We start from the raw sequence: 12,473 nt of genomic DNA, 5'->3' as shown, positions 1-12,473 counted from the left end.
GGGATTCCGCTCGGTGATCGGTCCGGATAACGTCGGAACAGGATGGATATTCCATTCCCCGAACTCGGCGAAGAGGATGACCCGCTCCGGGTAAGAGGGCCTTCGGGAGGGGATATCCGGAACAGGCCGCCTCTTCGCCGAGCCTCAGCCCAGATAGGCGTCCAACGTGACGGCCAGCGCCCGCTCCGGTGTCGGCGCGAAGCTCGCGCCCGCCAGACCGCCCCAGAGCCACAACTGGGCGAGGCCGTGCAGTGACGCCCACAGCGACGACGCGAGCAGCCGCGGATCGGTCGCGGGATGCCAGCCGCCTTCCTGCACGTCCTCGACCAACGCGGCGAAGAAGTCGAACACCGCGCTGCTCACCCGCGTGAGCTCGGGATCGTCCGGATCGATGAGATCGCGGCGGAACATCAGCTCGAACATCGCCGGATTGGCCAGCGCGAAATCGAGGTAGCCGTGGCAGGCCGCGATGAGCCGTTCGCGGGGTGTCCCGGCCGGCAGGTCGGCGCCGCGTTCGAGGAGTTCGACGTAACCGCGGGTGGCGACCGCCGAAAGCAGCGCCGCGCGGCCGGTGAAATGCCGCAGCGGCGCGCCGTGCGAGACGCCCGCCGCTTTGGCGATCCCGCGCAGTGTCACGGCGCCGACGCCTTCTTCGGCCAGCAGGGCCGCCGCGGTGTCGATCAAGCGGGTTCGGGCGCCCACGACCGGGTCTCCTCGAGAACGGGCAGGAGGTCGGGGCGTTTCGGCAGGAAGCCGTCGCCCGGCTGGCGGCCGATGAGCCGGTTGCGGAACCGGCTGACCGCGACCGGGAGGACCTCCCTGGTCAGCCAGCGCAGATCCGCGCGCAGGCCGGGCCGTCCGGCCGAACCGGGCAGCGGGGCGAGCCAGGCCGGATCATGGGAGACGTCGAGCTTGCCGAGCACGTGCCCGGCAAGGCGCCGGTGGCCCTGCTCGGACAGGTGCAGCCGATCCGGGCCGAAGTAGCGGGAATCGTGCGCCGCGTCGTCCGGCCAGAGGTCGACCAGCGTCGCGCCGTAGCTGACGGACGCCTCGCGGACGGCGTCGTTCAGCGCGACGATGCGCGGGCGCATGCGGTGGCCCATCGGCATGCGGTGGGAGATGTCGCTGAGGGTGAAGGTGACGACCCGCGGCGCGATCTCGGTGCAGGCGCGGATGGCGGTGTCGACGCGGCGGGCGACCGTGCGCGCGTCCCAGCCGCGGCTCATCACGTCGTTGCCGCCGCCGAACAAGGCGATCAGATCCGGCTGGAGCCTGGTCGCCGCCGGGGTCTGCTCGGCGTGGATCTGGTCGAGCCTGCGCCCGCGGACCGCGAGATTGGCGTAACGGAAACCGGGCTCGTCCTCGGCGAGCCGGTGCGCGACGAAGTCGGCCCAGCCGCGGTAGAAACCGCCCGACGGATGCGGATCGGCCAGCCCTTCGGCGCAGCTGTCGCCGAGCGCGACGAAACGTTGGTAGCCCATCCAGATCTCCGTAACCGCGAGTTCACCTTGTAGACACTGTCTATCAAACCGATGTAGACGCTGTCTACTCAGCGGTCGAGACGGTTCCGATGGGTGAAGGCGACGGCGCGCCGCGGATCGCCGTCCGGGAGCACCCGGCACAGCGCGTCGACGATCTCCAGGTCGTCGGCCCCGCACGGGGTCTCCCAGTACGACCACAACGCCGACGCGTCCCCGCTGCCGAGGACGACCCGCCGGACCGACGCGGTGACGGCCTCGCGCTCCTCGCGTACGGCGGGCGACTCCGATTCGGCGAGCAGCGGACCGCGGAAGGCGTCCGCCGCGGCCGCGACGTCGCCTCGTTTGAGCGCCGCGCGGACGCGTAGGAAATCGGCGTCCACCTCGGCGGAAAGCCGGTACGGCCGCGTCTGCACGATGTCCGAGCCGAGCTGCGTCCGGAGCCGGTGGATCTCCGCGCGCACGGTCACCGGATTACCGCTCTCGCCGTAGAGCAGCAGGGCCAGCCGCTCCGCCGAGAGGCCGCCCGGGTTCAGCGCCAGCAGGGTGAGGATCTCCGCGTGCCGCAAGGTGAACGGCACCTCGCGACCGTCCACTGTGGTCGACGGTGGTCCGTCGGTGAGGAACTCCAGCGCGAGCCGCGGCCGCCGCGACGCGCCCCGGTTCCGCAGGCGCAGCAGGTAGCCCTCGCTCAACGGCTCCACCGTGCCCAGCCGCCCGTCGGGCAGGGTGACCGCGCCACCGCCGGGCCTGATGTCCACTGTGGAGGGAAGGTCGCCGCAGGATTCGGCCGCCAGCACGCGGCCCTTCGCCGAGAGCAGTGCTCCCGGCGCGCCACGCAACGCTTCCAGATGGGTCATGTTCGCGGCCCGCAGCCGCTCGTCGTGCATCGCGAGCCGGGCCCGCAGCTGGCCTTCGGCGAGCTGGGCGGCCGCCGTGACCAGCGCGAGCATCGCGGGATGGACCGTCCGCAGCGGACCGCTGACGTCGATCGAGCCGAGCAGCGCGCCGGTCTCCGGATCGCGTACGGGCGCCGCCGCGCAGGTCCAGCCGTGATAGGTCCGCACCAGGTGCTCGGCCGAATAGATCTGCACCGGCTCCCCGGTGGCGAGCGTGGTGCCCATCGCGTTCGTGCCGATGACGTCCTCGCTCCAGCGCGTGCCTTCGGCGAGCATCACGCCGTCCGCGCGCCGCAACACGCCCGCGGCGCCCTCCCGCCACAGGATGTGCCCGGCCGCGTCGGTCACGATCATCATGTGCTCGGCGTCGTCGGCGATGCTCACCAGCGTCTGCCGCAGGATCGGCAGGACCGGGGCCAGCGGATGCTCGTCGCGCAGCCCGTTCACCTCGCCGGAGTCGTAGACGAGCGGGGCGACGCCGGTGTCCGGATCGACGTGCGCGGCGAGCGAGCGATTCCACGAAGCGGACACGATCGACCTGGGGGAACGCGGCGCGGGAACCCCGGAGAGGACGGCGTCGTGGACGTCCTTCAGCAGCCGCGCGTACGCCTGGGGGTCACGCGGCGAGGACTCTCCAGCGGGCCGCTCTGCCACGTTTCCGAGAATAGGTGACCGCGCTCACTTCGTTGCAACGTGCGTGCAACCTCACCCGCCCTAGCTTCGCCGTCATCCGCCACCCCTAGCGATGAGGCAGGAAAGATGGCCAAGTACGCGGCACCGAACACCGAAGGCAGCGTCGTCAGCTACGAGTCGCGCTACGACCACTACATCGGAGGCGAGTACGTACCGCCCGCGAGCGGTCAGTACTTCGAGAACCCGACCCCGGTGACCGGACAGGTGTTCACCGAGGTCGCCCGCGGCACCGCCGCCGACATCGACCGCGCGCTCGACGCCGCCGAAGGTGCGGCAGCGGCCTGGGGCAGGACGTCGGTGGACGAGCGCGCGAACGTGCTGCTCCGGATCGCCGACCGGATGGAACAGAACCTCGAAACGATCGCCGTCGCCGAATCGTGGGAGAACGGCAAACCGGTCCGCGAGACCCTGGCCGCCGACATCCCGCTGGCCATCGACCACTTCCGCTACTTCGCCGGCGCCCTGCGCGCCCAGGAGGGCGGGATCTCCCAGATCGACGACAACACCGTCGCGTACCACTTCCACGAGCCGCTCGGCGTCGTCGGCCAGATCATCCCGTGGAACTTCCCGCTGCTGATGGCGGTCTGGAAGCTCGCGCCCGCGCTGGCCGCGGGCAACGCGATCGTGCTGAAACCCGCCGAGCAGACCCCGGCGTCGATTCACCTGCTGATGTCGCTCATCGGCGATCTGATCCCGCCGGGCGTGCTGAACATCGTCAACGGTTTCGGTGTCGAGGCCGGCAAGCCGCTCGCGTCGAGCAACCGCGTGCGGAAGGTCGCGTTCACCGGTGAGACCACCACCGGACGGCTGATCCTGCAGTACGCCAGCGAGAACATCATCCCGGTCACCGTCGAACTCGGCGGGAAGAGCCCGAACATCTTCTTCGACGACGTCGCCGCCGCCAACGACGCGTTCTACGACAAGGCGCAGGAAGGCTTCGCGCTCTTCGCGCTGAACCAGGGCGAAGTCTGCACCTGCCCGTCGCGGGCGCTGATCCAGTCCGGCATCTACGACCGGTTCCTCGGCGACGCAGTCGAGCGGGTCAAGAAGATCAAGCAGGGGCACCCGCTCGACACCGAGACGCAGATCGGCGCGCAGGCCTCGAACGACCAGCTGGAGAAGATCCTTTCCTACATCGACATCGGGCAGAAGGAAGGCGCGAAGATCCTCACCGGCGGCGAGCGCAGCGACCTCGGCGGCGAACTGTCCGGCGGGTACTACGTGCAGCCGACGGTCTTCGAAGGCGACAACAAGATGCGGATCTTCCAGGAGGAGATCTTCGGCCCGGTCGTCTCGGTGGCCAGGTTCGACGACTACGCCGACGCGCTGAAGATCGCCAACGACACGCTGTACGGCCTCGGCGCCGGTGTCTGGTCGCGCGACGGCAACACCGCCTACCGCGCCGGCCGCGACATCCAAGCGGGCCGGGTGTGGGTCAACAACTACCACGCGTACCCGGCGCACGCGGCCTTCGGCGGCTACAAGGCGTCCGGGATCGGGCGCGAGAACCACAAGATGATGCTGGACCACTACCAGCAGACCAAGAACATGCTGGTGTCCTATTCGGACAGTGCGCTCGGGTTCTTCTGATGGCCGAGCGGGTCGGCTTGACACCGGCCGCCGCGGATCTGCTGCGGCGGCTGGTGTCGCTCCACGGGCCGGTGATGTTCCACCAGTCCGGCGGATGCTGCGACGGGAGCGCCCCGATGTGCTACCCGGCGGGCGAATTCCGCACCGGGGCGTCCGATGTCCACCTTGGTGACCTGAGCGTCGAAGGCGTCGACGACGTTCCGGTGTGGATGTCGGGTCCCCAGTTCGAGTACTGGAAGCACACGCATCTGACCATCGACGTCGTCCCCGGCCGAGGGAGCGGATTCTCCTTGGAGGCGCCCGAAGGGGTCCGTTTCCTGGTCCGGTCCCGGTTGTTCAGCGACGAGGAATCGGCCGAGCTGAACGGCCCAGCAACGCGATGAGCCGTGCGCCCGGTCCGGCGTCCGGCGGTGCCTCGACAGCGTGGTCGAAGGCGCCGCCGGGCCCGCGGACCGGCGTGACGTCGGGATAGCGGCTCGCCACCTTCAACGCGGCCGTCGCGAGCTCGTCGTCCCAGCGGTGTTCACGGCCCAGGGCGGTGTTGAGGTCCCAGTCGTGGGTGAGCGTGTCGACGAACAGCACGGCCAGCGCGTTCTTCCCGGGGAGCGGGCCGAAGCTCCCGAAATCGAAGGTCTTCTCCAGCGCTTCGCCGTCGAAGGCCGCGAGGAACGCGGCGGAACTCGCTTCGTATGAGCCGGCGAGTTCGTCGTCGGCCGACGGCCGGCTCTTCATCGGGTGGCCCGTCGCCTGCGCGGTGCGGGAATCGTGGCCCTCGATCAGGTGTTTCACGATGTCACGGACGGTCCACTCGGCGCAGGGGGTCGAGCGGTCCCAGTCGTCCGCGCCGATTCCGGCGATCGTGGCTCCGGTGGCCCGATGGGCCCGGGTGGTGAGTGCGATGAGATCCATGGCGGCAATGTATACGAACGATCGTGCTATCTTCTAGAGGTGAACACTCTCGAAGTGAACGAGGTCTTCGTCGGGCGTCCGTCGGTACTGGGGACGAAGCGCGACGTCCCGGTGTACAGCGCCATCGCGAAATCGCGGGTGGAGACGCCGTTCCTGGAATTGGACGAGATCAATCTGGCCGGCGACGACCAGGCCGACCGCACCGTCCACGGCGGCGTGGACAAGGCGGTCTACGTCTACCCGGCGTCGCACTACGCCGCCTGGGCGGAGCAGGGTTTCCCGGTGTCCGCGGGTGATTTCGGGGAGAACGCCTCGGTGACGGGCGCCGACGAGTACGACGTCCGGGTCGGCGATGTCTGGGCCTGGGGAGACACGCTGGTCCAGGTCTCGCAGCCGCGGACGCCGTGTTTCAAGCTCGCGATGAAGACCGGGCGCAAGGACGTCATCCCGGCGATGATCGATTCCGGTCGCAGCGGCTGGTACCTGCGGGTGCTGCGGACGGGCGTGGTGCCCACGTCGGGACGGATGACGCTCGAAGAACGCGATCTGATGAGCCCGACGATCGCCGAGGTGTACGTCGCGTCGTTCACCAACGTCGCCCAGCTCGACGACGAGCGGCGGGACGCGTACTGGGCCCTGCTGGACCGGGTGCTCGCGGCGCCGTCGCTTTCCCGGCAGTACCGTGACGGCCTGGCATCGGCGAAGAAGCGGCGAGAGGAACGGAATGCCGGTTGACGGCCGGGTGGCCCGCGGTGACGCGACGAGGCGGATCGTGCTTCGGCGCGCCGTGGACATCGCGTCCGTCGAGGGGCTCGACGGGTTGTCCCTCGGCAGGCTCGCCACCGAATTGGACTTGAGCAAATCCGGGGTGTTCGCCCTGTTCGGTTCCAAGGAGGAACTGCAGCTCGCGGCGGTCGAGACGGCGAGCGCGATCTTCGCGGAGAACGTCGTCGAGCCGACGCTCGAGGTCGAGCAGGGGATCGCGCGGCTGCGCGCCTTGTGCGCGAACTGGCTCGACTACTCGGAACGCCGCGTGTTCCCGGGCGGCTGTTTCTTCTTCAACACCGGCGCCGAGTTCGACGCGCGGACCGGCCGGGTGCACGACGCGGTCGCGAACGCGAGCCGGGCCTTCGCCCAGTTCATCCGGTCCACCGCCGTCGAGGCGCGGAAGGCCGGGCACCTGCGTGAGTCCGTCGACGTGAACCGGCTGGCCTTCGAGCTGCACGCGCTGGGGCGGGCCGCGAACGCCGATTCGGTGATGTTCGGCGGTACCGAGCCCTACGCGCTGGCTCGAGCCGCCATCACCGCCCGTCTCGACGCCGCGGCCGTGCGATGAAAGGTCCTTTCCTTGCAAATTTCGCAAGGAAAGGACCTTTCATTGCACGCTACTTCCAGTCGACCTGCGTGGACCGGTAGAAGTCGATGCCCTGCTGAACCCACCGCGGGCTCTGCTTCGCCAGCCGGAGCCGATAGGCGTCCCAGGTGCGGGAATCCTTCGGCGACCACCCGATCTCGGCGTAACCCGGCAGCCGCGGGAACGCCATGAACTCGATGTGGTCACTGGTGATCAGCGTTTCCGACCACAGCGGCGCCTCGACACCGATCACGTTCTTCTCCGTCACGCCCTCCAGGTACGTGGCCGGATCCCAGTCGTACCCGGTCTTGACCTCGATCAGGCCGGCCCAGCTCAGCCCGAGCGGCGTCTGCGGGTGGTACTTCATGTCCAGGTACGCCTTGTTCGCGGGCGACATCAGGATCTTGTTGCCCCGGGCCGCCGCGGCGGCGACGTTCGCGTCCGTCCCGGTCGTGCCCCAGAACTGCGGGACGGCCGAAACCGGCGGATTCGTCTTGGCGATGTCGTGCCAGCCCGTGATCGTCTTGCCGTACTTCGCGACGATCGGGTGCACCTTCGTGGCGAAGGTCTGGTAGTCGGCCGGGGTGGTCGAGTGCGCTTCGTCGCCACCGATGTTGATGTACTTCCCGGGGGTGATCGCCGACAGCTCGCGGATGACGTCGTCCACGAACTTGTAGGTGATGTCCTTGCCGATGCACAGCGAGCTGTAGCCGACCTCGATGTCCGTGCGCGGCGGTATCGGCTTGCCGTCGCAGTTCAGTTCGGCATAGGAATACTGGGCCGCGTTGGTGTGACCCGGCATGTCGATCTCGGGAACGATCGTGATGTGCCGCGAAGCCGCGTAGCGCACCAGGTCCTTGTACTGCTCCTGCGTGTAGTAACCGCCGGGAGCGCCGCCGACGGCCGTCTGGCCGCCCACGGTCGCCAGCTTCGGCCAGCTCTTGATCTCGATCCGCCAGCCCTGGTCGTCGCTCAGGTGCAGGTGGAGGTTGTTGATCTTGTACTGCGCGATCTGGTCGATGTACAGCTTGACCTGGTCCGGCGTGAAGAAGTGCCGGGCGACGTCGAGCATCGCGCTGCGGTAGCCGAAGCGCGGATAGTCGAGCACCGTGCCGCCCGAGACCACCCACGACCGCTTCTGGACGGTCTTCGCCTCGATCGCCGAAGGAAGCAACTGACGCAGCGTTTGCACGCCGAGGAACAGGCCCTCGTCGGTGTTCGCCTTCAAAGTCACGCCGGAGGGCGACACCTTGAGCTGGTAACCCTCGCCGCCGACGCGGTCGCTCGCGTGACCGGTTTCGAGCGAGATGGCCGGGCCGCCGCCGCGGTGGCCGCTGACGACGGGCAGCCGGTAACCGGTGGCGGGCCGGAGCAGGCCCGCCAGGTATTCGGCGACCTGCTTGCCTTCGCGGTCGGTGCGGATGACGGTCGCGGGGCCGAGGCGGAAGTTCGCGCGGGGGTCGGGTTTCGCGTCGACCGGCGCGGGGACGACGTCGGTGACGGTCCGTTCGGCCTTCGCGTGCTGTCCCGCGCTCGCCGTGGCGGGCAGCCCGAGCGTCACGAGGCTCAGGACGGCCACGCCGAGCACGGTTCTGGACAGGCGTTTACTCATGGAGCACCTCCGGTCGGATAACTGGAGACTCTCTTCCCTGAGAAGGTATAGACCAATAGGGCAAAGCCGACAACACCCGATCGGACCAGTACGCCGTACCGATCATCGGTCACTCGCCGCGCAGAACCGCTTTCAGGGCATCGAGAACGCTCGCGTCCTCGATCGTCGAGGGCACCTGTTCGTCGCGGCCGTCGGCGATGCCGCGCATGGTCTTGCGCAGGATCTTCCCGGACCGCGTCTTCGGTAGCGCGTCCACAATGGACACGTCACGGAACGCGGCGACCGGGCCGATGTCGCGCCGCACCAGCGCGACCAATTCGGCCTTGAGCGTTTCGGCGTCGATGTCGGCGCCCGATTTCAGCACCACGAAACCGCGCGGAAGCTGCCCCTTGAGCTGATCGCGGACCCCGATCACGGCGCATTCGGCGACGGCGGGATGCGACGCCAGCACGGCCTCCATGGAACCGGTCGAAAGCCGGTGCCCCGCGACGTTGATGACGTCGTCGGTGCGGCCCATGACGAACAGATAGCCGTCTTCGTCGACGTACCCGGAGTCACCCGTCAGGTAGTGGCCTTCGTACCGCGAAAGATACGCCTCGTGATACCGCTCGTCGTCCTGCCACAACGTCGGCAGCGATCCCGGCGGGAGCGGCAGTTTGATGGCGATGGCGCCTTCGCGCCCGGCGGGAAGCGGATCGCCGGCCTGGTCCAGGATCCGCACGTCCCAGCCCGGCACCGGTTTCGTCGCGGAACCGGGTTTGACCGGCATCGGTTCCAAACCGCGCGGATTGGCCGCGATCGGCCAGCCGGTCTCGGTCTGCCACCAGTGGTCGATCACCGGTACGCCGAGCTTGTCGTGCGCCCAGTGATAGGTCTCCGGATCGAGTCGTTCCCCCGCCATGAACAACGTCTTGAATCCGCTGAGCTGGTATTTTCCGATTTCGACGCCGTCCGGATCGACCTTCTTGATCGCCCGCAGCGCGGTCGGCGCGGTGAACAACGCCTTTACCCCGTGATCGGAGATGACGCGCCAGAACGCGCCCGCGTCCGGGGTTCCGACCGGTTTGCCCTCGTACATGACCGTCGTCGCCCCGATCAGAAGCGGCGCGTAGACGATGTAGGAATGGCCGACGACCCAGCCGACGTCGGACGCCGTCCACCACACGTCGCCGGGCCGGATGTCGTAGATCGCGCTCATCGACCAGGCGAGCGCGACCGCGTGCCCGCCGGTGTCGCGCACGACGCCCTTCGGCTTCCCCGTGGTGCCGGAGGTGTAGAGGATGTACAGCGGGTCGGTGGCCGCGACCGGCACCGGATCGGCGGGGGAGGCGTTCGCGACCAGTTCGGCCCAGTCGGCGTCGCGCTCACCCAGTTCGGCGCGGGCGCGTTCCCGCTGCAGGACCACGACCTTGTCCGGCTGGTGCGCGGTGCCCGCGAGTGCCTCGTCGATGATCGGTTTGTACTCGACGATCCGCGTCGGCTCGATCCCGCACGACGCCGCGACGATGACCTTGGGTTTCGCGTCTTCGATCCGCGCCGCGAGTTCCTTGGGCGCGAAGCCGCCGAAAACGACCGAATGCACCGCGCCGAGCCGGGCGCACGCGAGCATCGCGACCGCCGCTTCGGGGACCATCGGCATGTACACGATGACGCGGTCGCCCTTCCCGACACCGAGGGAGGCGAGCGCGCCGGCGAAGCGCGCCACTTCGTCCAGCAGTTCCGTGTAGGTGAACCGGCGAACCGAATCGGTTACGGGCGAATCCCAGATCAGCGCGGTCTGCTCGCCGCGGCCGTCCCGCACGTGCCGGTCGAGCGCGTTGAACGCCGTGTTCAGCTCCCCGTCCGGGAACCAGCGGTAGAAGGGCGCTTTCGACGCGTCGAGCGCCTGCGTCGGCGTGCGGGTCCAGTCGATCGCCTGCGCGGCTTCGAGCCAGAAACCCTCCGGGTCTTCGAGGCTCCGCTGGTACGACTCGGCGTGCATCGAATGCTCCTTCGCGTTCGGGTACGGGGACCATCATGGACTTCCGGACCGGCCGATGCCTGGTGGTAACGGCGGAGAGACGCCCGCGACAACCCGGCAACCCTGTGAGGGCATGGAGCGTCCTAAGCTGGACTAGGGGGAAAACCGCCGGAAACGGCCTCGACGAGCGAGGGGAGCAGGGTCCATGGGACTAGCGAGCGCGCTGCTTTCGTTCGCGCACAGCCTGTTCGGGCCAGGGATCTGGCCTGGGGACTGGGTGTGGGCGACGAGCACCGCGGGAGCGCTGGTCGCGCTGCTGCCCGCACTGGGAGCGATGATCGTCGCGATCATCCGCAAAGGCACCGGCAATCGCTACGACGTGGTGACCCTGTCGGTGTTCGGCGGGATCGGCGTGGTCGCCGTCTTCCTGCTGCCGTGGCTGCTGGCCACCGGCCTTTCGCAGGTCTACCAGGAGGCCGCCTCGTCGAAGTCGGGCGGTCAATCCGGCTTCTCCGGCAGCGATCTGTCGACCTTCAACACCGAGTACAACCCGCTGATCGGCACGCAGAGCGCGTACCTCGGCCGCGGCCAGAACGTGTACGAGGTCCTGTTCTACCCGAACGGGATGCAGCTGGGATACGTCTTCTACCTGATCCTGCTGGTCGGGCTACCCGCGCTGTCGCTGCTGTTCGTGATGCTGCAGGCGCGCACCGCGTTCCGCCGGGGACCGAAGTGGCCTTCGCGGTTCTTCTGGATCCCGTTCGTGCTGATGGTGCTGGCGAGCGTCGGCATGGGCGCGAACACCGCGGTGCACTTCTGGCTCGGGTTCCTGCCGTTCAGCGTGCTGGGGCTGATCCCGGTCGCGCTGGTCGGCCCGCCGCCGTGGTCGGTGATCAACCGGCCGGACCCGCAGCCCCGGCAGAAGGTCGAGCCGTACCGCCCGGAGCCGCCCGCCCCGAAACCGCAGCCGCAGCTGCCGCCCCCGCCGGCCAAGCAGTACCCGGCGACCGCGCTGGCGCAGGCGCCCGAACCACCCGCGCTGGCCGCCGCCCCGGGCCCGATCCCGCCTCCGCCGGGTTCCCGCAACTCCGGCGGCAGCCGCTACAAGCGTGTCCGGCGGCTCGGCCACGGTGGCTTCGGCACCGTCTGGGAAGCGGTCGACACACAGCTCAACCGCACGGTCGCGCTGAAGATCGCGCACGCGCCGGACCGCGACACCGAGGAACGGATGCAGCGCGAGGCCCGTGCGCTGGCCGTGGTGAACCACCCCAACTGCGTCAAGGTGTACGACCTCGTCGAGGAACCCGACGGGCTCGCGCTGGTGATGGAGTACCTCGAAGGGCGCTCGCTGGCCGAGATCGTCGACTCGCAGGGCCCGCTCGACGACATCGCCGCCGGACGGCTCTGGTCGACCATGGCCGGCGCGCTCGCGGCGGCGCACGAGAAGGGTGTGCTGCACCGGGACCTGAAGCCGTCGAACATCATCCTCGACCGCAACGGGCTCGCCCACCTGATCGACTTCGGCATCGCCCGCAGCCAGGGCGACTCGAAGATGACCGCGACCGGGATGATGATCGGCACGCCGGACTTCGTCGCCCCCGAGCAGGCGATGGGCTCGCCGGCCAGCCCGGCGTCGGACGCCTGGCAGCTCGCTGCGACGGTCAGCTACGCGCTCTCGGGTCAGCCGCCGCGCGGCACCCGGGAGACCCCGATGGCCGCGCTGATGGCCGCCGCCCGCGCCGAACCGGTGTCGAAGCTGCCGAACCGCAGCGCACACGCCCGGATCCTCATCGCGTCGCTCGACCAGGAGCCACGCCGCCGCCCGACGCTCACCGCCGTGCGGCGCGACGTCGAAGGCTGGCTGGCCCGGGCCGGGAAGTCGCCGGACGGCCCGGTGACGCAGATCGTGACGCGTCGCCCTCCGCAGCAGCAACCGCAGCCCCACCAGCAGCCGCAGCCTCAGCGTCACCCGCGCTGA

Annotated in this window: 11 protein-coding genes; 5 read left to right on the top strand and 6 right to left on the bottom strand. The window is 69.1% G+C overall.

The window, feature by feature from the left end; genetic code table 11:
• Positions 1–144 precede the first annotated feature (144 nt).
• The 3 genes from AMK34_RS11005 to AMK34_RS10995 all read right to left on the bottom strand — a co-directional run bounded on the left by AMK34_RS11005 (position 145) and on the right by AMK34_RS10995 (position 3,031).
• Positions 145–702: a TetR/AcrR family transcriptional regulator gene (locus AMK34_RS11005; protein WP_038508192.1), complete on the bottom strand. Its 558-nt coding sequence runs from the start codon at positions 700–702 to the stop codon at positions 145–147.
• Complete coding sequence (locus AMK34_RS11000) at positions 681–1,481, bottom strand: SGNH/GDSL hydrolase family protein (RefSeq protein ID WP_073844984.1); 801 nt, start codon at positions 1,479–1,481, stop codon at positions 681–683. The genes AMK34_RS11005 and AMK34_RS11000 overlap by 22 nt, the downstream gene beginning before the upstream one ends.
• A gap of 68 nt (positions 1,482–1,549) precedes the next feature.
• Positions 1,550–3,031, bottom strand: coding sequence for a helix-turn-helix domain-containing protein (locus tag AMK34_RS10995; RefSeq protein WP_073844982.1), 1,482 nt, complete (start codon positions 3,029–3,031; stop codon positions 1,550–1,552).
• Positions 3,032–3,136: 105 nt separating this feature from the next.
• Here AMK34_RS10995 and exaC point away from each other — a divergent pair, with 105 nt between their 5' ends.
• Together exaC and AMK34_RS10985 are read left to right on the top strand one after the other, a co-directional pair.
• Positions 3,137–4,660, top strand: coding sequence for an acetaldehyde dehydrogenase ExaC (exaC, locus tag AMK34_RS10990; RefSeq protein ID WP_073844980.1), 1,524 nt, complete (start codon positions 3,137–3,139; stop codon positions 4,658–4,660).
• Entirely contained in the window at positions 4,660–5,043 is a 384-nt protein-coding gene (locus AMK34_RS10985) for a DUF779 domain-containing protein (protein WP_073844978.1), read from the top strand. Before exaC ends, AMK34_RS10985 begins: the two co-directional genes overlap by 1 nt.
• Here the strand turns inward: AMK34_RS10985 and AMK34_RS10980 are convergent.
• Positions 4,997–5,569, bottom strand: coding sequence for a TIGR03086 family metal-binding protein (locus AMK34_RS10980; protein WP_073844977.1), 573 nt, complete (start codon positions 5,567–5,569; stop codon positions 4,997–4,999). The genes AMK34_RS10985 and AMK34_RS10980 overlap by 47 nt on opposite strands.
• A 39-nt stretch (positions 5,570–5,608) precedes the next feature.
• Between AMK34_RS10980 and AMK34_RS10975 the strand changes: the two genes are divergently transcribed.
• Together AMK34_RS10975 and AMK34_RS10970 are read left to right on the top strand one after the other, a co-directional pair.
• Entirely contained in the window at positions 5,609–6,304 is a 696-nt protein-coding gene (locus tag AMK34_RS10975; protein ID WP_073844975.1) for an MOSC domain-containing protein, read from the top strand.
• Complete coding sequence (locus tag AMK34_RS10970) at positions 6,294–6,905, top strand: TetR/AcrR family transcriptional regulator (protein ID WP_073844973.1); 612 nt, start codon at positions 6,294–6,296, stop codon at positions 6,903–6,905. The genes AMK34_RS10975 and AMK34_RS10970 overlap by 11 nt, the downstream gene beginning before the upstream one ends.
• Positions 6,906–6,954: 49 nt before the next feature.
• On the opposite strand, the gene AMK34_RS10965 is transcribed toward AMK34_RS10970, so the two are convergent.
• Positions 6,955–8,535, bottom strand: coding sequence for a family 20 glycosylhydrolase (locus tag AMK34_RS10965; protein ID WP_073844971.1), 1,581 nt, complete (start codon positions 8,533–8,535; stop codon positions 6,955–6,957).
• 109 nt (positions 8,536–8,644) lie between these two features.
• Positions 8,645–10,516, bottom strand: coding sequence for a propionyl-CoA synthetase (locus AMK34_RS10960; RefSeq protein ID WP_073844969.1), 1,872 nt, complete (start codon positions 10,514–10,516; stop codon positions 8,645–8,647).
• Positions 10,517–10,700: 184 nt separating this feature from the next.
• Between AMK34_RS10960 and AMK34_RS10955 the strand changes: the two genes are divergently transcribed.
• Positions 10,701–12,473 (top strand): serine/threonine-protein kinase, encoded by a 1,773-nt coding sequence (locus AMK34_RS10955; RefSeq protein ID WP_073844968.1) that lies wholly within the window; start codon positions 10,701–10,703, stop codon positions 12,471–12,473.

This window comes from Amycolatopsis sp. CB00013, from assembly GCF_001905755.1.
In the GTDB taxonomy this organism is placed as follows: domain Bacteria; phylum Actinomycetota; class Actinomycetes; order Mycobacteriales; family Pseudonocardiaceae; genus Amycolatopsis; species Amycolatopsis japonica.
Note: the sequence above shows the minus strand (reverse complement) of the source record. Positions and strands in the feature narration are given on the sequence as shown.